Source organism: Bradyrhizobium quebecense, from assembly GCF_013373795.3.
Classification (GTDB): domain Bacteria; phylum Pseudomonadota; class Alphaproteobacteria; order Rhizobiales; family Xanthobacteraceae; genus Bradyrhizobium; species Bradyrhizobium quebecense.
In genome coordinates this window covers 4,912,722-4,933,325 of sequence record NZ_CP088022.1, presented here as the reverse complement: position 1 = coordinate 4,933,325, position 20,604 = coordinate 4,912,722, and the positions used below count along the sequence as shown (strand labels likewise).

The 20,604-nt window shown below is 66.1% G+C and carries 18 protein-coding genes; 10 read left to right on the top strand and 8 right to left on the bottom strand.

Going from position 1 to position 20,604, the window contains the following annotated elements:
• Positions 1–4: 4 nt before the first annotated feature.
• Together HU230_RS23805 and HU230_RS23800 are read right to left on the bottom strand one after the other, a co-directional pair.
• The gene (locus tag HU230_RS23805; RefSeq protein WP_176529601.1) at positions 5–3,139 is read right to left on the bottom strand and encodes a multidrug efflux RND transporter permease subunit; all 3,135 of its coding nucleotides are present in this window, start codon (positions 3,137–3,139) and stop codon (positions 5–7) included.
• A 283-nt stretch (positions 3,140–3,422) separates the two neighbouring features.
• On the bottom strand, positions 3,423–4,070 hold the full coding sequence (locus HU230_RS23800; protein WP_176529602.1) for a TetR/AcrR family transcriptional regulator: 648 nt from the start codon (positions 4,068–4,070) through the stop codon (positions 3,423–3,425).
• A 153-nt stretch (positions 4,071–4,223) separates the two neighbouring features.
• On the opposite strand from HU230_RS23800, the gene HU230_RS23795 reads away from it, so the two are divergent.
• From HU230_RS23795 to HU230_RS23780, 4 genes are all read left to right on the top strand, one after another.
• Positions 4,224–4,721, top strand: a complete 498-nt coding sequence (locus tag HU230_RS23795) for a (2Fe-2S)-binding protein (protein ID WP_176529603.1) — start codon at positions 4,224–4,226, stop codon at positions 4,719–4,721.
• The gene (locus tag HU230_RS23790; RefSeq protein WP_176529604.1) at positions 4,718–5,764 is read left to right on the top strand and encodes an FAD binding domain-containing protein; all 1,047 of its coding nucleotides are present in this window, start codon (positions 4,718–4,720) and stop codon (positions 5,762–5,764) included. The genes HU230_RS23795 and HU230_RS23790 overlap by 4 nt, the downstream gene beginning before the upstream one ends.
• 3 nt (positions 5,765–5,767) lie before the next feature.
• Entirely contained in the window at positions 5,768–8,035 is a 2,268-nt protein-coding gene (locus tag HU230_RS23785; protein ID WP_176529605.1) for a xanthine dehydrogenase family protein molybdopterin-binding subunit, read from the top strand.
• Between the two features lie 205 nt (positions 8,036–8,240).
• Entirely contained in the window at positions 8,241–9,269 is a 1,029-nt protein-coding gene (locus HU230_RS23780; RefSeq protein ID WP_176528479.1) for an IS110 family RNA-guided transposase, read from the top strand.
• Between the two features lie 296 nt (positions 9,270–9,565).
• On the opposite strand, the gene HU230_RS23775 is transcribed toward HU230_RS23780, so the two are convergent.
• Positions 9,566–10,213 carry a cupin domain-containing protein gene (locus HU230_RS23775; RefSeq protein WP_210284185.1) on the bottom strand — a complete coding sequence of 216 codons (648 nt, stop codon included), beginning with the start codon at positions 10,211–10,213 and terminating at the stop codon, positions 9,566–9,568.
• A gap of 19 nt (positions 10,214–10,232) precedes the next feature.
• Complete coding sequence (locus tag HU230_RS23770; protein ID WP_176528431.1) at positions 10,233–10,418, bottom strand: hypothetical protein; 186 nt, start codon at positions 10,416–10,418, stop codon at positions 10,233–10,235.
• Between HU230_RS23770 and HU230_RS23765 the strand changes: the two genes are divergently transcribed.
• From HU230_RS23765 to HU230_RS23750, 4 genes are all read left to right on the top strand, one after another.
• A complete protein-coding gene (locus HU230_RS23765; RefSeq protein WP_176529607.1) occupies positions 10,395–11,162 on the top strand; it encodes an ABC transporter substrate-binding protein in 768 nt (255 codons plus the stop codon). The two genes, HU230_RS23770 and HU230_RS23765, sit on opposite strands and share 24 nt — an antisense overlap.
• A 182-nt stretch (positions 11,163–11,344) precedes the next feature.
• A complete protein-coding gene (locus tag HU230_RS23760; RefSeq protein ID WP_176529608.1) occupies positions 11,345–11,998 on the top strand; it encodes an amino acid ABC transporter permease in 654 nt (217 codons plus the stop codon).
• Positions 11,995–12,726, top strand: coding sequence for an amino acid ABC transporter ATP-binding protein (locus HU230_RS23755; RefSeq protein WP_176529609.1), 732 nt, complete (start codon positions 11,995–11,997; stop codon positions 12,724–12,726). Before HU230_RS23760 ends, HU230_RS23755 begins: the two co-directional genes overlap by 4 nt.
• Positions 12,727–12,739: 13 nt before the next feature.
• The gene (locus tag HU230_RS23750; RefSeq protein ID WP_176529610.1) at positions 12,740–14,032 is read left to right on the top strand and encodes an NAD(P)/FAD-dependent oxidoreductase; all 1,293 of its coding nucleotides are present in this window, start codon (positions 12,740–12,742) and stop codon (positions 14,030–14,032) included.
• A gap of 7 nt (positions 14,033–14,039) precedes the next feature.
• Here the strand turns inward: HU230_RS23750 and HU230_RS23745 are convergent, their stop codons facing one another.
• The 3 genes from HU230_RS23745 to HU230_RS23735 form a co-directional block, all read right to left on the bottom strand.
• Positions 14,040–15,029, bottom strand: a complete 990-nt coding sequence (locus HU230_RS23745; protein ID WP_176529611.1) for an alpha/beta hydrolase family protein — start codon at positions 15,027–15,029, stop codon at positions 14,040–14,042.
• Positions 15,030–15,031: 2 nt separating this feature from the next.
• Positions 15,032–15,433 (bottom strand): PaaI family thioesterase, encoded by a 402-nt coding sequence (locus HU230_RS23740; protein ID WP_224943484.1) that lies wholly within the window; start codon positions 15,431–15,433, stop codon positions 15,032–15,034.
• A gap of 568 nt (positions 15,434–16,001) precedes the next feature.
• The gene (locus HU230_RS23735; protein ID WP_176529612.1) at positions 16,002–17,591 is read right to left on the bottom strand and encodes a gamma-glutamyltransferase; all 1,590 of its coding nucleotides are present in this window, start codon (positions 17,589–17,591) and stop codon (positions 16,002–16,004) included.
• A gap of 101 nt (positions 17,592–17,692) precedes the next feature.
• Here HU230_RS23735 and HU230_RS23730 point away from each other — a divergent pair, with 101 nt between their 5' ends.
• A complete protein-coding gene (locus tag HU230_RS23730) occupies positions 17,693–18,466 on the top strand; it encodes an enoyl-CoA hydratase-related protein (protein ID WP_176529613.1) in 774 nt (257 codons plus the stop codon).
• 18 nt (positions 18,467–18,484) lie between these two features.
• Here the strand turns inward: HU230_RS23730 and HU230_RS23725 are convergent, their stop codons facing one another.
• Entirely contained in the window at positions 18,485–19,498 is a 1,014-nt protein-coding gene (locus tag HU230_RS23725; RefSeq protein WP_176529614.1) for a zinc-dependent alcohol dehydrogenase family protein, read from the bottom strand.
• A gap of 200 nt (positions 19,499–19,698) precedes the next feature.
• Between HU230_RS23725 and HU230_RS23720 the strand changes: the two genes are divergently transcribed.
• Complete coding sequence (locus HU230_RS23720) at positions 19,699–20,568, top strand: DUF2066 domain-containing protein (protein ID WP_176529615.1); 870 nt, start codon at positions 19,699–19,701, stop codon at positions 20,566–20,568.
• Positions 20,569–20,604 lie beyond the last annotated feature (36 nt).

Sequence of the window (20,604 nt, the reverse complement as noted above, 5' to 3'; positions counted from 1 at the left end):
TGCGCTATTCGGCGGCATCCCGGTCCACGGACGGTTCGGCATCGTCGTCTCGTTTCGTCGCCGTCCAGTTCGAAAGCGCGTTCGACAGCCGGTCGAGATAGAGATACACGACCGGCGTCGTGAACAGCGTCAGCGCCTGGCTCACGATCAGGCCGCCAACCATCGCATAGCCAAGCGGCTGACGAATTTCCGCTCCTGTTCCAGTGCCCAGCATCAGCGGTACGCCGCCGAGCAGAGCGGCCATCGTCGTCATCATGATCGGGCGGAAACGTAAGAGCGCCGCTTTCCGGATCGATTCACGCGGCGACAAATGCTCCTCGCGTTCGGCGGCGATCGCGAAGTCGACCATCATGATGCCGTTCTTCTTCACGATCCCGATCAGGAGGATGATGCCGATCAGCGCGATCAGGCTGAAATCGAATCCGAACGCCATCAGGATCGCCAGCGCACCCACGCCGGCCGACGGCAGCGTGGAAAGGATCGTGAGCGGATGGATGTAGCTTTCATAGAGCATGCCGAGGATCAGATAGACCACCACCAGCGCAGCCAGGATCAGCAGCGGCACCGAGCTCAGTGATTGCTGGAAGGCCTGCGCGGTGCCCTGGAAGCTTGAACTCAGCGTTGCCGGAGCGCCGAGATCGGCGACGGCGTTCTGGATGGCATCGGTGGCCTGGCCGAGCGCCACGCCTTCCCCGAGATTGAAGCTGATCGTGGTCGCGGGAAACTGCCCCTGGTGGGCGATCGCGAGCGGGCGCACCGGAACCGTCGTCCACTTGCAGAACACCGAGAGCGGCACCTCGTCGCCCGTGGTCGGTGACTTGATGTAGAGCTTGTTGAGCGTATCGACCTTGCCCTGCAGCTCGGGGAGGATCTCCAGGATGACGTGATAGCTGTTGAGCTGGGTGAAGTACTGGGCCACCTGGCGCTGGCCGAACGCGTCGTACAGCGTGTCGTCGATCAATTGCGGCTGGATGCCGTAGCGCGACGCGGTGTCACGATCGAAGGTCATCGTCAGCGTCGTTCCCTCGGTCTGCTGGTCGGTCGCCACGTCGCGCAATTGCGGCAGCGTCTTCATCTTGGCCAGGATCTTCGGCGCCCATTCGTTCAGCTCGGCGAGATTGGCATCCTGCAGCGTGTACTCGAACTGCGTTCGCGTGGCGCGTCCGCCAAGCCGGACGTCCTGGGAGGCCTGCATGTAGAGGCGTGCTCCCTCGACCGCTTCGAGCTTCGGCCGCAGCCGCGCGATGATCTGCTGCGCGTCCGCGTCGCGCTCCTCGTGCGGCTTCAGCGTGATGTACATGCGGCCGGAATTCAGCGCGGTGCCGCCGCCGCCGATGAACTCGGCCATGCTGTCGACCGCGGGATCGGCCCGGACGATCCGGCTGAGTTCTTCCTGATGCTGCTTCATGTCGGCAAACGAGATGTCCTGGGCCATCTCCGACACGGCGTTCAGGAAGCCGTTGTCCTGTTGCGGGAAAAATCCCTTCGGTATGATTACGAACAAATAGACCGACAGCGCCAGCGTCGCGAAGAAGATGCAGAGCGTGGTCCGGCTCCAGCTCAGCGCCAGATCGAGGCCGCGCTCATAGCCATGCAGCATCCTGTCGAATGCCGCCTCGCTCCATTGGTAGAGCCGGCCGTGCCTGGTTTCGCCATGCGCGCGCAGGAAGCGCGATGCCATCATCGGCGTGAGCGTCAGCGACACCACCAGCGAGACGAAGATCGCCATCGCCAGGGTCACCGCAAACTCGCGGAACAGCCGGCCGATGACGCCCCCCATCAGCAGCAACGGGATCAGCACCGCGACCAGTGAAATGCTGATCGACAGGATCGTGAAACCGATCTCGCCGGCGCCCCGCAGCGCTGCGGCAAGCGGCCGCTCGCCCTGCTCGACGTATCGCGTGATGTTCTCCAGCATGACGATGGCGTCGTCGACCACGAAGCCGACCGCAATCGTCAGCGCCATCAGCGAAAGATTGTCGAGCGTATAGCCGAACACCCACATCAGCGCGCAGGCGCCGAGCAGCGCGAGCGGCACCGTGACGGCGGGAATCACCGTGGCCCAGAAGCTGCGCAGGAAGACGAAGATCACCATGACGACCAGAACGATGGTGATCAGCAGCGTGATCTGCACGTCCTCGACGGCGGCGCGGATAGTCAATGTCCGGTCGCTGATGATCTTGATCTTGATGGCGGGCGGAATCGCGGCAATCAGTCTTGGAAGTTGCGCCTTGATCCTGTCGACCGTCCCGATGACATTGGCGCCGGGTTGCTTGAAGATGACGAGGAAGACGCCGCGCTTGCCGTCCGCCCAGGCGGCCTGTTTCATGTCTTCCGGTCCGGCGATGGCCTGGCCGATGTCGCGAATCCGCAACGGGCCGCCGTTGCGGTAGGCGACGATAACGTCATTCCAGTCCTTGGCATCCGGGAGCTGATCGTTGGCGTAGATCGTGTAGGCGCGGCTGGCGCCGTCGATGTTGCCCTTCGGGCTGTCGACCGTCGTGATGGCGATCTGGCTGCGGATATCTTCCAGCGAGAGCCCCTTGGCGACCAGCTTGGCGGGATCGATCTGCACGCGGATCGCGGGCTTCTGCTGTCCGCCGATAAACACCTGGGCGACGCCGGAAATCTGACTGATCTGCTGCCCGAGCTGGGCGTCGACCGCATCGCTCACCCGGATCAGCGGCAGCGTGTCGGAGGTCGCCGACAGCAGCAGGATCGGCGAGTCGGCCGGGTTGACCTTGCGGTAGGTCGGCGGCGACGGCAGGTTCTTGGGCAGCTGGCCGCCTGCGGCGTTGATCGCGGCCTGGATGTCGTTGGCGGCGCCGTCGATGTTGCGGTTCAGATCGAACTGGATGGTGACTGCGGTCGACCCGAGCGAGCTCGTCGAGGTCATCTGGGCAATGCCGGGAATCTGCGCGAACTGCCGCTCCAGCGGCTGCGCAACCGAGGAGGCCATGGTTTCGGGGCTTGCGCCCGGCAGGCTTGCGGAGATCTGGATGGTCGGAAAGTCGACCTGCGGCAGCGGTGCGACCGGAAGCAGTGGATAGGCGACGATGCCGACGAACAGAATGCCGGCCATCAGCAGCGAGGTGCCGATAGGGTAGCGGATAAACGGAGATGAGATGCTCTCGTTCATTTCGGCAATCCAAATGAACGGCAGGCGCATCTTTTCCCGAATGCCGGGACTCGTCCTCGAAAAGCTCGAGCGCGAACGCGCGTTTCCTCGCCATGGCCAATCGGCAGATCGCGGAGTTGGCTTTCGCGTCTACCTGTTTTTTGCCAGCATAGTCATTCCCGGGGACGGCGCGCGAATGGAAACACCGGATCGCTCATTCGACCTTCGTTCAATGGCCGGCATCTGCAGGCCCAACACGTGGCGTTCGCGAGGAGTTTTTCCGATTACGATATATTTGTAGCAGCTACGGCGAGCGCGGCCGGCCGGCCTTCTTCTTCTTCGCGGGTTTCGCCGCGGATGCTGCCGCACCTGCCGGCTGCATCCGCAGTCCGTCCACGAACACATCCAACAGCCTGAGTGCCGTGGTCTGCCAGCCCGCCTGGTCGTGCATGTAGCACATGCCGATCAGCGCACGCAGCACGTCCTCGGCGCTGATGTCGTCGCGAATGGCGCCGGCCGCGACGGCGCGCGCCAGCAGGGTGCCGATCGCCTTGGTCAGGCGATCGAACGAATAGGCGTGCAGTTCGGTCGAGCCGTGCGCGACCAGCGCAAGGGCTGCCACCATGCCCTTCTTGGTGGCGACGAATTCCACATTGGCGCGCAGCCAGCGCCGCAGCGCCTCGACCGGTTCGGGCGCGCATTGCAGCTGCTCGGCAAGATCGCCGAGCTGCTCGACCTCGCGGCGATAGACCGCCTCGTACAGCGCCTCGCGGGTCGGGAAGTGGCGATACAGCGTGCCGATACCGACGCCGGCATGGCGCGCCACGGCCTCGAGGCTCGCCTCGCTGCCGCCGGCCGAAAACACGGCCTTGGCCGCTTCCAGCACGCGCTCGCGGTTGCGCACGGCGTCGGCGCGCGGCTTGCGGACAATTTCTGGTGATGAACCGGCCATTCCTTTTTCTTTTTACCCTCCCTTGTAAACGGAGGATGCCTCCGTATATGGCGACCAGCACCGGGCCTGACAAGGCGCGCCGATCATGCATCGGCGGCCACGGGTTCGCGTTGCCCTCGATTCAACCCGACCATACACGGATCGGAGCCCTGCATGAATCTCCCACTCAGTCTCACCATCAACGGCGTCCGCCGGGACATTGCCCTCGACGACCCCCGCGTCACGCTGCTCGACCTGTTGCGCGAGCGGCTCGACCTCACCGGAACCAAGAAGGGATGCGACCGCGGCCAGTGCGGCGCGTGCACCATCCTGGTCGACGGCCGCCGCATCAATTCCTGCCTCGCGCTCGCCGTCAGCCACGACGGCGCCGAGATCACCACCATCGAAGGCGTCGGGCGCGGCGGCGAGCTGCATCCGGTGCAGGCCGCCTTCATCGCCCATGACGGCTTCCAGTGCGGCTTCTGCACCCCGGGCCAGATCTTGAGCGGCATCGGCCTGATCCGGGAGGGGCAGGCCGGCGACGACCCGGAGCGCGTGCGCGAATGCATGAGCGGCAATCTGTGCCGTTGCGGCGCCTATCAGGGGATCACCGAAGCCGTGCTCGAGGCACAATCCAACATGGCCGCCAGCAAGCAGAGGCGCTCCGCATGATGAATTTCGATTATGTCAGGCCGGCCAGCGTCGCGGACGCGATCGCGGCGGCTTCCGAGAAGGGCGCGAGCTATCTCGCCTCCGGTACCAACCTGCTCGACCTGATGAAGGGCGGCGTCAGCCGGCCGAGCCGCCTCGTCGATGTCACGCGTCTGCCCGGGCTCGATCGTATCGAGCATCTCTCCGACGGCAGCTTGCGCATCGGCGCGCTGGTGCGCAACGCCGATCTCGCCCATGACGCCGCGTTCGCGCGCAACTATCCTGCGGTCGCCGAGGCGCTGCTATCGGGCGCATCCGCACAGCTGCGCAATGCCGCGACCGTCGGCGGCAATCTGATGCAGCGGACACGCTGCGCCTATTTCTACGACGCCGGCAGCGCCTGCAACCGGCGCTGGCCGGGCGCCGGCTGCGACGCGTTGAAGGGCGAGAACCGCTTGCACGCGGTGCTCGGCTGGAGCGAGGGCTGCATCGCCACCCATCCGTCCGATTTCTGCGTGCCGCTGGTCGCGCTCGATGCAATCGTCGAGATCGAGGGCAAGGGCGGCCGGCGCGAGCTGCCGCTCGAGGCGCTGCATCGTTTGCCCGGCGAGACGCCGGAGCGCGAGACTGCGCTGGAGCGCGGCGACCTGATCGTCGCGCTGCGGCTGCCGGCCGAGGCGCAAGGCTTCGCCGGGCATGCCCGCTACATCAAGGTGCGCGAGCGCACGTCCTATGCCTTCGCCGTGGTCTCGGCTGCGGCGGCCTTGCGGATAGAAGACGGCAAGATCCGCGACGCCCGGCTCGCGCTCGGCGGCGTTGCGGCAAAGCCGTGGCGGGCGCGCGAGGCCGAGCAGGTGCTCGCGGGCGCCGCGCCCGATGCGGCGGTTTTTCGCGAGGCGGCGCGCGCTGCGCTCGCTGGCGCAAAGCCGTCAGGCGACAACGCCTTCAAGATCGAGCTCGCGCAGCGTATCGTCGTGCGCGCGCTCACCCTTGCTGCCGCAGGCACGCCGGACCGCATTGCCGCGCTGCCCGGCTCTCCCTTCTCATCCGTTGCAGGAGCGTAACGCATGACGGTTGAACTCAGTCTGACCCGCGACCCCGCCCATATCAGGCATGGCTCGAACATCGGCCAGCCGATGACCCGCACCGACGGCGTGCTGAAGGTCACCGGCAAGGCCCGTTATGCCGCCGACAATCATCCGCCCGGCATGGTCTATGCCGTGATCGCAACCAGCTGCATCGCGCGCGGCCGTGTCACCGCGCTCGACGTCGCCGCCGCCAAGCGCCATCCCGGCGTCATCGACGTGATGACGCCGGCGCACAGGCCCGACCTTGCCGAAGACCCCGACGCCAAGGGCAACCCGTTCGCCTTCCGCATGGAGCTGTTGCAGAGCGACGAGGTGCGCTACGCCAACCAGGCGATCGCGGTCGTGATCGCCGAGACGCTGGAAGCCGCGACCGAAGGCGCGGCGCTGCTGTCGCCGCGCTACCAGGTCGAGATCGCGCGCGTCGGCCTCGACGCCGGCGAGGCCTATGCGCCACCGGTGGTCGGGATCGGCAACCCCGCCGAAGTCCGCCACGGCGATATCGATGCCGGCATGACCGCGGCCGCGAAGCTGACAGATTCGACCTACGAGACTCCGGCGCAGTATCACAACGCGATGGAGCCGCATGCGATCGTCGCGGTGTGGGACGGCGACCGCCTGTTCATCGACACGCCGAGCCAGGGCATGGGGTTCGCCCAGATGCGCATCGCCGGCCTGTTCGGCATTCCGCCGGCGAATATCCATATCAACAGCCCGTTTCTCGGCGGCGGCTTCGGCTCCAAGGGGCTGATCTCCGGGCCGCAGGTGCTCGGCATCATGGCCGCCAGGCTGATCGGCCGTCCGGTCAAGCTCGTGCTGCGCCGCAGCCAGATGTATGGCCCGGTCGGCCATCGTCCGCCGACCCGCCAGCGCATCCGGATCGGCACCGACGATGCCGGCCAGCTGACCGCGATCAATCATGAGGCGCGCGTCACGACGTCGAGCTTCGACGATTTCTACGAGCCCGCGGCCGACGCCTCGCACACGCTCTATGCGAGCCCTGCGATCCGGACCGCGCACGAGGCGGTGCGCGTCGACACCGGCACGCCGCTGTTCATGCGCGCGCCGGGCGAGGCCACCGGATCGATCGTGCTGGAAAGCGCGATCGACGAGGCGGCGTTCGCCTGCGGCATCGATCCGCTGGAGTTCCGGCTGAAGAACTACGCCGAGGTCGAGCCGACCACCGGCAAGCCGTTCTCCTCCAAGGCGCTGCGCCAGTGCTATGCAAGAGCCGCCGAACGCTTCGGCTGGGCGGGGCGTCCGCTACAGCCGAGGCAGATGCGTGACGAGAACGGCTTTCTGGTCGGCTGGGGCGTCGGCACCGCGACCTTCCCGGCCATCATGTTCCAGGGCAATGCGCGCGCGGTGATCCGCGCCGACGGCAAGGGCGTGATGGAGACCGGCGCGCATGATATGGGGCAGGGCGCCTGGACCGCGCTTGCGCAGATCTCGGCCGACTCGCTTGGTCTCGATTTCGATCAGCTGACGTTCCGGTCCGGCAGCTCCGATCTGCCCGATGCCGGCATTGCCGGCGGTTCGGGGCATACCGCAACCGTCGGCGCCGCGATCCACAATGCCGGTGCTGCCGTGATCGCAAAGCTCGCCGAGCTTGCGACCTCGGATGAGCGCTCGCCGCTGTTCGGCGCCGGCAACGCCGGCGTGGTGGCGCGGGCCGGCCGGCTGCATCGCCGCGACGATGACGCGCGCAGCGAAAGCTACGCCGAGATACTGGCGCGCGCCGGCGTCGCCGAGGTCGACGCCACCGGCAGCGGCGCGGCCGATGCGGCGGCGCAGTCGCAATATGCGATGCACGCGCACGGCGCCGTCTTTGCCGAGGTCAAGGTCGATCCGGAGCTCGGCCAGATCCGCGCCACGCGGCTGGTCGGCGCGTTCGCGGCCGGCCGCATCATCAATCCGCTGATGGTGCAGAGCCAGCTTTACGGCGGCATGATCTGGGGCCTCTCGTTCGCGCTGCACGAGGAGGCGGTGATGGACCATCGTTCGGGGCGCATCCTGAATGCGAACCTCGCCGAGTATCATGTGCCCGTGAATGCCGACGTGCCGCCGATGGAGGTCATCACGGTCGACGAGCATGATCCGCATGTGAACCCGCTCGGCATCAAGGGCGTCGGCGAGATCGGCATCACCGGCAGCGCTGGCGCGGTCGCCAACGCCGTCTTCCACGCCACCGGCATCCGCGTGCGGAATTTCCCGATCAAGATCGAGGAATTGGTGATGGGGTTAAGCTGACGCAGCTTGATACGATCGCGGTGTAACCATCATCGTCGTCCCGGCGAAAGCCGGGACCCATAACCACGAATGTAAGTTTTGAGGCGGCGCTGGGGCCGCAGCCCTCTTCAACAACTCAACCCTGTGGTTGATGGTGTGGACGGCCCCCTACGGCATCAGTGTGCCAGAATGAGGTTGTTGTAAATCTCAGACAAGGAGACCGTCCGTGAGAGAGATTATCCGTATTGGGATGGATACGTCGAAGCATATTTTTGTGCTGCATGGAGTTGACGCGGCGGAACAGCCGGTGTTGCGCAAGAAGCTGTCGCGCAAGCAGGTGCTTGAGTTTTTTGCCAAGCTTCCGCCGACTGTGATCGGGATGGAGGCCTGCGGGGCGGCTCATTACTGGGGGCGCGAGCTTGGCAAGCTTGGCCATGAGGTGAAGCTGATAGCGCCGCAGTTGGTGAAGCCTTATGTGCTGCGGAACAAGAACGACGGGCGAGATGCGGATGGGGTGTGCGAAGCGATGGGCCGACCGCGGATGCGGTTTGTGCCGGTGAAGAGCGCCGAACAGCAGGCCGCGCTGATGCTTGCAGGTGTCCGCGATGGGCTGATCGGCCGCCGTACCCAGCTCAGCAATGCGATCCGCGGCTACGCGGCGGAGTTTGGCCTGATCGCGCCGAAGGGGTTGGACAAGATCGAGCCGCTGTTGGCCCGGATCACGCAGGACGAGAGCGTTCCCGCTATGGCGCGCGAGCTGTTCGCCATGCAGGGCCGTGACTATGCGCAGTTGCAGGGTGAGCTGAAGGCGGTCGAGGCCAGGCTGCTGGCCTGGCACCAGGCCAACGCCACAAGCCGTCGTCTGGCCCAGATCCCCTCGGTCGGTCCGATCATCGCGACCTCGCTTGTGATGAAGACGCCGGACCCGCACGCCTTCCGCTCCGGCCGCTTGTTCGCGGCCTGGCTCGGCCTGACGCCCAAGGACCATTCCACCGCCGGCAAAACCAGGCTCGGCAAGATCACCCGCGCTGGCGACGAGACCCTGCGTCGCCTGCTCGTGGCCGGGGCGACCGCGGTGATCCGGCAGGCAAGGCTCGGGCGCGGCCACCCCTCGCGCTGGCTCGTGGCGTTGCTCAGGCGCAAGCCGCCGAAGCTTGCGGCCGTGGCGCTCGCCAACAAGGTGGCCCGCATCGCCTGGAAGCTGATGGCGACCGGCGAGAGCTATGATGCCGCACGCATGAACGCTGTCACCTAACAGGTCGGCCGGCCGGACGTAGCGCTCGCCGGACGAACCGGAGCTGCAAGAGCAGATGGAATGATCGATCGATCCAGAACGCGAGACAAGCCGCGGGACCCATTGGCCTTCACAAGGTCGCCAGGTTGTTTGGCACTCGCGTCGCGGAAACCATCTTGGCCCAGCGATCAACACGATCGCATCAAACAGGCCGGACATATGGATGACAGCGATCCGACCAATCCCAGAAAGCTCTTGTGCCACGAGGGCCGTCCACATATGGGTCCCGGCTTTCGCCGGGACGACATTGGATGGGACTACCCTGCTGCCGTCACGCAATTCACCCACAGCACCACGGCGTTGGCATCACGCGCCGGATTGGAGAACCGATGCGGGCGGCGGCTGGCGAAGCGGAAGCTGTCGCCCTGCTTCAGCGTCCAGGTCTCGGTGTCGACCGTCAGAATCATCTCGCCTGATAGCACGAGGCCGGCCTCTTCGCCGTCATGGGTATAGAACTCGTCGCCGGTGTTGCCGCCGGGTTCGAGATGCACCAGGAACAGATTGAGCCGGCTCTCGCTGCCCGCGGGGCTCAGCAGCTGCTTTGAAATGCCGGTGCGCCACAGTTTCAGCTCGGCGCGCTGCACCTCGCGGGTCACGACGCCGCCGGCGCCTTCATCCTTGGGCGTCGCGCCGAACAGCGCGGCGATGCCGACGCCGAGCACGTCGGCCAGCGTCGCCAGCACGCGCAGCGAGGGCGACGACAGGCCGCGCTCGATCTGGCTGATGAAGCCGATCGACAGGTCGGTACGCGCGGCGACCACCTCCAGCGACATCTGCTTGGTGCGGCGCAGGTCGCGGATACGGCGCCCGACCGCGAGATCCATCGCCGGCTCGGCCGGCTTCTTGACCGGCTTTTTGGCCGCGCGGCGTGGCGTCACGGGCCGCGCTGCTGCGCCTTTGCGCATTCTCTTGCCGCCGCTCACGTCAATCCGCTTCCTTCATGTGCATGAAAACCGCTTGCATTGGCCGCGGTTTCGTGACCACAATTTCATATTGGTGAAAATAGGCCGGAACGGCGTCGCCCGCAACATCTAGCTCGAAAAGCAGGGCGATGCGGCGCCGAGGCCAGCTTCGGGAGGTGTTGCGATGTCGTTTCAGCGTCTCGTCCATGCCGCGGTCGCGGCGCTTGCCCTTGCCTTGAGCGCGCCGTCAGGGGCGCAGCAGGTGCTGAAGGTCGGCTCGACGCCGACCGGCATCCCCTTCACCTTCCTCGACACCAAGACCAATTCGATCCAGGGCATCATGGTCGATCTCGCCACCGAGATCGGCAAGGATGCAGGCTTCTCCGTGCAGATCGAGCCGATGCAGTTCTCGGCGCTGATCCCCTCGCTGACCGCAAACAAGATCGACATCATCGCGGCCGCGATGTTCGCCACCGCCGCGCGCAAGGAGGTGATCGATTTCTCCGAGCCTGTCTACGCCTATGGCGAGGGCCTCGTGGTGCCGAAGTCCGACGCCAAGGCCTATGCCACGCAGGAGGATCTGAAGGGCACCGTGGTCGGCGCCCAGGTCGGCACCGCGTTCGTCGATGCGCTGAAGAAGACCGGCCTGTTCAGCGAGGTCAAGGTCTACGACACCATTCCCGACATCCTGCGCGACGTGAATGCCGGCCGCCTCAAGGCCGGCTTCGCCGACTATCCGATCCTCGCCTACAATCTGCAGCAGGGCAATTTCGCCGACGTGCGGCTGGTCGACGGCTACAAGCCGGTCACTGTGGGCACGGTCGCGATCGGCATCCGCAAAAGCGACACTGAGCTGCTGGCGAAGATCAACGCCTCGCTGGCAAAGCTGAAGGCCAACGGCACGATCGCGAAGATCCTGGAGAAATGGGGCCAGAAGGCCAGCGCGTCGTGAGCGCGTTGCTTCACTCCGTCCGGGCTAGATGAGATCAGTTGACCCGTCACCCTGAGGAGCGCGTAGCGCGTCTCGAAGGGTCGACGGCCACCAGCCGGGCCGATTCATCCTTCGAGACGCGGCGAAGGCGCCGCTCCTCAGGATGACGGGGACGTATTCGAGGGACTGGATACATTCTACCGATGCAAAAATTCTTCCATGACGCCGTCGAGTTCGTGCCGATCCTGTTGCAGGGTGTCTGGCTGACCATCGTCGTCACCGTCGGCTCGCTGTTGCTGTCGACCGCGCTCGGGCTGGTGTGGGCGTTGATGCGGGTGTCCGGAATTCGCATCCTCACAGGCCTCAGCGCCGCGCTGATCAATGTGATCCGCGGCATCCCGATCATCGTGCTGCTGTTCTACATCTATTTCGTGATGCCCGATTTCGGCATCGCTCTCTCTGCGTTGCAGGCTGCGATCATCGGGCTCGGTATTGCCTATTCGGCCTATCAGGCGGAAAACTTCCGCGCCGGCATCGAGGCGATCGACAAGGGGCAGATCGAAGCGGCGCAGACCATCGGGATGGGCTGGTGGCTCACCATGCGCCGCGTGGTGCTGCCGCAGGCGGTCAGGATCATCCTGCCGCCCTACGGCAACATCATGATCATGATGCTGAAGGATTCCTCGCAAGCCTCCACCATCACGGTCGCCGAGCTCGCGCTGCAGGGTAAGCTGATCGCCTCCTCGACCTTCAAGAACACCAGCGTGTTCACCTTGGTGGCGCTGATGTACCTCACCATGAGCATCCCGCTTATCCTGCTGGTTCGGCACTTCGAGAACAAGGCGAACCGCAAATGATCGAGCTGCGCGACGTCCACAAGAGCTTTGGCAAGGTCGAGGTGTTGAAGGGCATCACCGCCTCGGTCGCCAAGAGCGAGGTGGTCTGCATCATCGGCCCGTCTGGTTCCGGAAAGTCGACCATCCTGCGCTGCATCAACGGGCTCGAGAGCTACGATCGCGGCGAGATCAGCGTCGAAGGCGCGCGGGTCGATCAGGGCGACCGCTCGATCGTGGCGATCCGCACCCAGGTCTCGATGGTGTTCCAGCGTTTCAACCTGTTTCCGCATCGCACCGCGCTCGAGAACGTCATCGAGGGGCCGCTCTACGTGAAGAAGGAGCCGCGCGAGGCGGCGATCGCGCGCGGCCGCGCGCTGCTCGCGCAGGTCGGCCTCGCCGACAAGGCCGAGGTGCATCCGCCAAAGCTCTCCGGCGGCCAGCAGCAGCGCGTCGCGATCGCGCGTGCGCTGGCGATGCAGCCGAAGGCGATCCTGTTCGACGAGCCGACCTCGGCGCTCGATCCGGAACTGGTCGGCGAGGTGCTCTCGGTGATGCGTAAGCTCGCCGATGACGGCATGACCATGGTCGTCGTCACCCATGAAATGGGCTTTGCCCGCGACGTCGCCGACCGCGTGCTGTTCATCGACGGCGGCGTCATCGTCGAGCAGGGCGCCGCCAAATCCGTCCTCAACCAACCACAGCATCCGCGCACCCAGGATTTCCTGCGCCGCGTGCTGCACCCGTTGTGATCCGGTACTCGCTATGAACGCGCCAACACGCCTGCCGCTGCCCCCGAGTCTTTATGCCGACACCGCGGTGGAAGCGACGCCGACACCGCCGCTGGCGTCAGACAAGAGCGTGCCGGTCGCGATCATCGGCGGCGGCTTTACCGGGCTGTCGACCGCGCTGCACCTCGCCGAGCAGGGCGTGCTCGCGACCGTGCTGGAGGCGCAGGAGCCGGGCTGGGGCGCCTCCGGCAACAATGGCGGCCAGACCAATCCGGGGCTGAAGCACGACCCGGATCAGATCGAACGGGATTTCGGCGCCGACCTCGGCCGCCGCATGATCGAATTCTCCTACGGCACCACCAACTTCACGCACGACCTGATCCGCCGCTACCAGATTCCCTGCGAGGCGCGGCAGAACGGCACGCTGCGCGCCGCCTACAACGAAGCCAGCGCCGCCGCGATCGCGACCACGGCGAAGCAGTGCATCCGGCACGGCATGCCGGTGAAGCTGCTCAATGCCGCCGAGATGCGCGAGATGACCGGCAGCGACCGTTACCTCTGCGCGATGCTGGATGCGCGCGGCGGCGATCTGCATCCGCTGAGTTACGCGCGCGGCCTGGCGCGCGCCGCGATCGGCGCCGGCGTCGCCGTCCATGGCGAGACGCCGGCGCTGTCGTTGCGCCGTGACGGCGGCCGCTGGCGGATCGAGACACCGCGCGCAATCGTGCATGCCGACAAGGTGCTGCTCGCGACCAATGGCTTTACCGATGATCTGTGGCCCGCGCTCCGCCGCACCATCGTGCCGGTATTCTCCTCGATCGCGGCCACCGCGCCGCTGTCCGACGAGGTCGCGCGTTCGATCATGCCAACGCGTCCGGTGTTGTACGAGAGCGGCCATATCACGGTCTATTATCGCATCGACCAGCACAATCGCCTGCTGATGGGCGGCCGCGGCCCAATGCGCTGGATCAGCAAGCCGACCGACGTCGCCTACCTGATCCGCTACGCCGCGCGGCTGTGGCCGCAGCTCAAAGGCGTCAGCTGGACCCACGGCTGGAACAGCCGGCTCGCCATCACCACCGATCACTATCCGCATGTCCATGCGCCCGCGGAGAATTTGCTGATCTCGCTCGGCTGCAACGGCCGCGGCGTCGCGCTCTCGACCGCAATGGGCGCGCAACTCGCCCGCCGCCTGATCGGAGGTGCAAAAGCCGAGATCGACATGCCCGTGACCGGCATCAAGCCGATCCCGATGCACGCCTTCTGGCGCGTCGGCGTCACCACGGCGGTGCTGACCGGCCGGGTAAGGGACAAGCTCGGGGTGTAGCTACGCGCTATCGCGTCGCGGCCTCGCCAAGCTGCGTTCTGAAGAACGCGATGGCCGCGGCGTGGAAGCGTTGATGAAAGGCGGGGCGATCGAAGCCTGGCGGGTCGGTGCAGATGGCAGCCATCTTCGCTGTCTCCTCCGGCGTGCAGGTCGCGAGGAAGGAGAAGTGCTTCGCGTCCTTCACCAGGTGAAAGTCCGGTTTGGACGGAAGCTTGTCGTTGATCGCAGCAGCACAGCACCCGGAGAGACCGTCGCCATTCTGCGCGGGATCCGAGCTCCACAATTGAATCGGGATCGTCACGGCTTTCAGATTCCCGGCGGCAAAGAACAGCACAGGAAAGGGATCGACGATGATCGCGGCCTTGATCCGCGGATCGTGGACGACCGGTCCGCTCGGCTTTTCTCCGCCTTCGAGCTCCTTGCAGGCCCGCAAGCTCGACGTCTGGCAGTTCGGCAGGCCCTTGCGGAGATCGGGCTCACCGCCAATCGCCGCGAGGCCTGTATAACCGCCCCAGGAGAAACCAAAGAGACCGATGCGTCCGGCGTCGATGTGAGCAGCATCAGGCCATCCTTGAAGCGCGTAGTCGATCGCGCGCTCGATGTCGGCAGGCCGCTCGACCATGACGGCAAGGCTGTCGGTGCCGCTGGTGTCGCGCTCGGTATCGGTCGGATGATTGATCGTCACGACGATGAAGCCGGCATCCGCAAGCGCTGCGGCCGTGTCATGATGGCCGCCGAGCCAGCCGCGCCTTCCATGCGAGATCACGATCAGCGGCAGCTTGTTTCCCACGATCGGGCAGTCGTTGACGCCGAAGAACGTTCTGCCGCCGCGGGCGTCGATCTCGTGCGCGGGCTCGGCGCAGGGATGCCATACCGCCCCTCTGATCGCAGGCCCGTCGGGGCCCGCGGGAACGTCGAAGCGCCGTAGCCCGGCCGCCTGCGCCGCCGAGACCGCAAGCAGCAACAGCGCTGACAGCACGAAGGGAGCAAAACGCATGGCTATCGCTTGTCCAGAATCCGCAATTCGGCCGTGGCGCTGGCAACGGTCAAATTGTCAGCGTCGATCAGATCGGCCTCGACGATCATGTCGCGGTCGGTCTGCGAGACGACCTTGGCCTTGGCCGTGATCGGACCGACGCGCGCCGGCTTGAGAAACCGCGTGGTGAGAGTTCTGGTCACCACGGTCCTGGTGGACGGGAGCGCAGCGAGGGCGCCGAGACCCGTGGCCGAATCCAACATCGCCGCAAGGAAGCCGCCCTGGATCGTTCCGTGCCGGTTGGTGAACAGCGGCTGCGCCACGAAGCGGATCGAGGCGATTTCGCCGTCGAAGCCGAGCCATTCGCGTCCCAGGAGCTGAGCACCGGGCGGCACGTCTGCGCTTGCATCGCTCAAGCCGGTCACCATTGTTCGTTGTCAGCCGAAATGTATCAGCCCGTTGGCGTCCTGCAATGTCCCCGGTGCGCCATCGTCCTCTGCTGCCGAAACACGGTTCACGTTCCGGATACCTCGGACCATGCCCGGTGGCCTCGTGGTTTCCGGCTTGCCGGCACGCGAGACGCCATCACGAAAGCGCCAATCACTGAGTTGCCCGACGGCGCAAGCTCGGGCAATCACGTCGCGAGAATGCGGATGTATGACTCGCAGATCGCGCAACAAATTCGATGTCGTCCTGGCGAAAGCCAGGACCCATTATCCCAAATCTCAATCGTTGCGCGACGCTGGGCCGCTATCCCGTTCATCACCGTACGCGGTGGTTATGGATCCTGGCTTTCGCCAGGACGACGATTGGGAGATCCCGCGCCCGTCTCTATCACCGTCATCCTGAGGTGCGAGCGGAGCGAGCCTCGAAGGATGCGCGGCCCGGCTGGTGGCCGTCGATCCTTCGAGACGCGCGTGCTGCGCTCTCAGGATGACGGGTTTGGTAACTTTCACAGGGACGACGACTTCGATGGAGCGCGCCGTGCTCGGTTCACCCCTCCGCGATTGCATCGCTCCACGGATGAAACGGCTCGGTGGCGCCGCTGTTTGTGGCGCCATCGCGCAGCACGATGCTGGGGCAGGCGAACTTCTTTGGCTGGGTCTGGATGCGTGCCTCCTCATAGTCGAAGCTGCCGCGCAGCACCTCGCGCACGGCTTGCGGCAGGCGGACATCGCCGATCACCACATTGCCTTCGCTGGCGTCGATGCGCGGCTGGTGGATCGCGGGGTCGAGATCCATGCCGAAGTCCATCACGAAGGAGAGCAGTTGCGACACCGCGGGCAGGATGCGGCGGCCACCCGATGCGCCGGCGGCAAGACGGCGGCCGTCGGCCGCCTCAGCCACCACGGGCGTGTAATTGGTCAGGCAGCGCTTCCCGGGCGCGAGCGAGTTCGGTGTGCCTTGCGTCGGATCGAACCACATGATGCCGTTGTTCATGGTGAGGCCGGTGTTCGGCGTCACGAATTTGGAGCCGAAGGTCGACAGCAGCGTCTGCGTCACCGCGGCCATGTTGCCGTCGCGGTCGACCGCCGAGAAATGCGTGGTGCAGGATGGCGCGATCGCCTCCGCGCCGAGCGCGCGGCGGCCGTCGACGTCGCCCATGTCCTTCAGCCGTTCGCGATAGGCGGCCTGCAGCGCCTCGGCGTAGGCGGTATAGGCGACGGCGTCCGGTCCGCCCTGTGCTGGCGCGAGCGCCTTCTGCAGCAGGCCGAGCGTGCGCGCCATGGTCGGACCCGCGGTCAGCTCCGGCGTCGCGTAGACCGTGCCGCCGCGATAGGGAATCCTCAGCGGCTCGCGCAAATGGGCGCGGAACGCGGCGAGATCGCGCACCGACAGCGCGCCGCCGGCGGCCTGGATGTCGTCGGCGATGCTGCGCGCCAAGTCGCCCTCGTAGAAATCGCGCGGGCCGGCCGCGGCAAGCTGCGCCATCGTTGCCTTCAGCCTGTGCTGCGGCATGCGGACCACGGACCGGATGCCCCATTGCGCATTCGGCGGCAGGCCGTCCAGCAGATACGCCGCGGCGCTGGCCGGGTAGCGCCGCAGATCCGCGGCCGAGCTTGCGATCATGTCGGTGGTCCACCAATCCACCAGCAGGCCTTCGCCGGCAAGCTTGACGCTCGGCGCCAGCAGGTCCTTCCACGGCATTCTGGCGTGGCGGCGATGCGCCTCCTCCATGCCGGCGACGACGCCGGGCACCGCGATCGAGGCAGGCCCATGCAGGTTGCGGTCGTCCTTGACCCGCGCCCAGGGGAACAGGTCGGAGGCCGCGCCGCCGGTCAGCGGATAGTCCTCCAGGCGCAGGCCGTCCGGCGCGCGCATGCCGTAGTCGAGCACCTCGACGCGGTTCTCCTGGGCGCGATACAGCACCATCGCGCCGCCACCGCCGGCGCCGCTCATCCAAGGCTCCAGCACGCCGAGGGCAAAGGTGGTTGCAATCACGGCGTCGACGCAATCGCCGCCTGCTGCCAATACCTCCGCGCCGACTTCGGCCGCCTTGCGCGCCTGCGCGGCGACGATGCCGCCCTTGGCGCTGACGGCCGGCTTGCGGATCACTTGCGAGTTGGAGAACTGGTCCGACATGGCGTTGCTTTCGCTGTTCTTGTTGCGGGTGGGTCACGTTGGCGTAGCATGCCAAGCATGGCACTGTCAGTGCAACAAGAACCAGTTTCAGGGAGCGGAATATGAGCAGTGTGAAGCGTGAACGGGACGGCAAGGTCGGCATTCTGACGCTGAACGATCCCGCCAGCCTGAACGCCATGACGCCGGAACTGCTCGGCGATCTCGCACGCGCCATAGGCGAGATGGGCGTCGAGCCCGGCATCCGCGCGCTGATCCTGACCGGGGAGGGACGCGGCTTCTGCTCCGGGCAGAATCTCAAGGCGTTCAACTCGCTCGGCGACAACATCTATACCGGCGTGATGAAGCACTATTGGCCGGCGATGCAGGCCTTGCGCGAGTGCCGGATGCCGGTGGTGGTCGCGGTCAACGGCGTCGCGGCCGGCGGCGGCTTCAGCCTTGCGATGTCCGGCGACATCATCCTGGCCGCGCGCTCGGCGAGCTTCATCCAGGTGTTCAGCCGGATCGGCCTGGTGCCCGATCTCGGTTCGACCTGGCTCTTGCCGCGGCTGGTCGGGCGCCAGCGCGCGCTCGACCTGATGCTGCTGAACGAGCCATTGTCGGCCGAGCGGGCCAAGGAGTGGGGATTGGTGCGCGACGTGGTCGATGACGCAAGGCTGCTCGACGAGGCGAAAGCGCTTGCAGCCCGCCTCGCCGATGGCCCGACGCGCGCGCTGGTCGCAACGCGGCAGCTGCTCGAGGAGAGCGAGCACGCAAGCTACGCCGATCAGTTCCGCCGCGAAATCGAGCTGCAGATGGTGATCCGCGAAAGTGCCGACGCGCAGGAAGGCCGCAAGGCCCTCGTCGAAAAGCGCAAGGCCCGGTTCACGGGACGGTAGAGCGAGATGGTGTGCAAGTCAGCCGATCGCAATCGCGATCTTGCCGAAATGCGCGCCGCTCGCCATGTGGGCGAACGCGTCCTTGACCTGGTCGAACGCGAACACCTTGTCGATCACGGGCTTGACGCCGTGCATGCTGATGCCGTCGCACAGCGCCTGCAAATCCTCGATCGAGCCCACGGTGACGCCTTGCAGTCGCTGCTGCTGCATCACCATCAGCGGCAGCCTGGTGTCGGACGAGGCGGGACCGGCGAGCACGCCGATGAAGGCGATAGTGCCGCCGATTTTCGTCGCGCGGATCGACTCGTTCAGCGTGCCGACGCCGCCGACCTCGACGACGAGATCGACACCGCGCCCGCTCAGCTCGCGCGCCTTCTTGCCCCAGTCGGGCGTGGTCTTGTAGTTGAGCGTCACATCGGCGCCGAGCTGCTTCAGCCGCACGATCTTGGCGTCGCTGGAAGAGGTCGCGATGACGCGAGCGCCGCACATCTTGGCGAATTGCAGCGCGAACAGCGAGACGCCGCCGGTGCCCTGGGTCAGCACGGTCTGTCCCGGCTTGATGTCGCTGAGCTTGACCACCGCGCTCCACGCCGTGAGGCCGGCGCACGGCAGCGCCGCGGCCTCGATGTCGCTGAGATGGTCCGGCGTGCGCACCAGCGCGTGCGCCGGGAACACCCGGTATTCGGTCAGCACGCCGTCGACGCTGCCGCCGAGCGCCGCGCGCATCCGCGCCTCGCTGGGCTCGCCGCCGAGCCAGCTTTCGAAGAAGCTGCCGATCACGCGATTGCCGGGCGCGAAACTCCTGACCCCGGCGCCGACCGCCTCAATGATACCGGCGCCGTCGGAAACCGGCACCAGCGGAAATTTCTGGCGCGAGCCATAGCCGCCCTTGACCGTGAGAAGGTCGCGATAGTTCAGCGTTGCCGCCTTCAGCCGCACCAGGACCTCGCCGGGGCCGGCCTGTGGAACCGGCTTGTCGACCAGCGCAAGCGCGTCGACGCCGCCGGGGCCTTGCAACTCATAGCATTTCACGGGACGTCTCCTGCTGGCTGTTCTCGTCGTCGGCGGCGCTCCGGGCGCCGCCACGCATCCACCGAGCATATGTCAGGCCTGCCGCGCGTGGCCATAGCGTGCAGTGCGGCCGATGGAATGGCGCCCATGTCCGAACATGTTGGCGCTGCCGGAAAATACCGCCAATGTGCCGTTGATGACGTGACCGAGCGGAGGTGACCATGGCTGCCTTGCTTGAGACGAAACGCAATCCGATCGCCGCGTTCGCGCGTGGTGTGGTCCGGGTGCTGCTTGCCGCTGCATTGATCTGGTGCAGCGGTGCGATGGCGGGGGCGGACGGCAGCCTCTACCGCGCGCAGACCGTCGTCACCGGCCAGGGCGAGCCGAACCGCATCATCGGCTTCGGTGCATGTCTGGAGGACGTCCTGATCAAGGTGTCAGGTCAGCCGATGCTGGCAAGCGATCGCAGGCTTGCCGCATACAAAGCGAAGGCCAGAGAATTCGTCAGCAGCTTCGACTATCACGACCAGTATGCCGGCAAGCCGCATCATGACGAGCAGGGCACCCGCGACCGGCCGTACGACCTGACGGTGGCTTTCGACCAGAACAAGATCGACGGTCTTCTCGCCAAGCTCGGCCTCAAGCCGTGGCGATCGCAGCGGCCGGCGCTCGGCGTCTTCGTCGAGATGCTGCACGGCCCGAAGGACTTTATCGTCACCTCTGAGGGGACGCAGTCCGATTTGCAGCGCGATGCACTCGCGGCTGCGGCCGGCAAGCGCGGCATGCACTTCGTGCTGCCCGAGACGGCCGCTCTGACGAGCGCCAATGTCACGGCCGCCGGGCTCCTGAAGATGCCGCCCGCACAGCTGAGTTCGATCGCGGCGCCGCGGGGCGGCGAGGCTATCCTGGTCGGACAGCTGGTCTGGGATGACAAGGATCTCGGCTGGACCACGCAATGGCGGATGGCGTGGCGCGGCAGGGACTACACATGGCGGTTTCGCGGCGTCACCTTCGATGAGGCCTTCCGGCGCGGCATCGGCGGCGCCGCGCAGGTGCTGTCCGGCAATGGCGATCCGGGACGATCGAAATGAGCTTGCGCGCGCAGCGGTTTGAATGTGCGTGAGCGC

Coding starts and splice junctions, on each gene's coding strand:
- HU230_RS23805 (WP_176529601.1), bottom strand. CDS start 3,139: ATGAACGAGAGCATCTCATCTCCGTTTATCCGCTACCCTATCGGCACC.
- HU230_RS23800 (WP_176529602.1), bottom strand. CDS start 4,070: ATGGCCGGTTCATCACCAGAAATTGTCCGCAAGCCGCGCGCCGACGCC.
- HU230_RS23795 (WP_176529603.1), top strand. CDS start 4,224: ATGAATCTCCCACTCAGTCTCACCATCAACGGCGTCCGCCGGGACATT.
- HU230_RS23790 (WP_176529604.1), top strand. CDS start 4,718: ATGATGAATTTCGATTATGTCAGGCCGGCCAGCGTCGCGGACGCGATC.
- HU230_RS23785 (WP_176529605.1), top strand. CDS start 5,768: ATGACGGTTGAACTCAGTCTGACCCGCGACCCCGCCCATATCAGGCAT.
- HU230_RS23775 (WP_210284185.1), bottom strand. CDS start 10,213: ATGCGCAAAGGCGCAGCAGCGCGGCCCGTGACGCCACGCCGCGCGGCC.
- HU230_RS23765 (WP_176529607.1), top strand. CDS start 10,395: ATGTCGTTTCAGCGTCTCGTCCATGCCGCGGTCGCGGCGCTTGCCCTT.
- HU230_RS23770 (WP_176528431.1), bottom strand. CDS start 10,418: ATGGACGAGACGCTGAAACGACATCGCAACACCTCCCGAAGCTGGCCT.
- HU230_RS23760 (WP_176529608.1), top strand. CDS start 11,345: ATGCAAAAATTCTTCCATGACGCCGTCGAGTTCGTGCCGATCCTGTTG.
- HU230_RS23755 (WP_176529609.1), top strand. CDS start 11,995: ATGATCGAGCTGCGCGACGTCCACAAGAGCTTTGGCAAGGTCGAGGTG.
- HU230_RS23750 (WP_176529610.1), top strand. CDS start 12,740: ATGAACGCGCCAACACGCCTGCCGCTGCCCCCGAGTCTTTATGCCGAC.
- HU230_RS23745 (WP_176529611.1), bottom strand. CDS start 15,029: ATGCGTTTTGCTCCCTTCGTGCTGTCAGCGCTGTTGCTGCTTGCGGTC.
- HU230_RS23735 (WP_176529612.1), bottom strand. CDS start 17,591: ATGTCGGACCAGTTCTCCAACTCGCAAGTGATCCGCAAGCCGGCCGTC.
- HU230_RS23730 (WP_176529613.1), top strand. CDS start 17,693: ATGAGCAGTGTGAAGCGTGAACGGGACGGCAAGGTCGGCATTCTGACG.
- HU230_RS23720 (WP_176529615.1), top strand. CDS start 19,699: ATGGCTGCCTTGCTTGAGACGAAACGCAATCCGATCGCCGCGTTCGCG.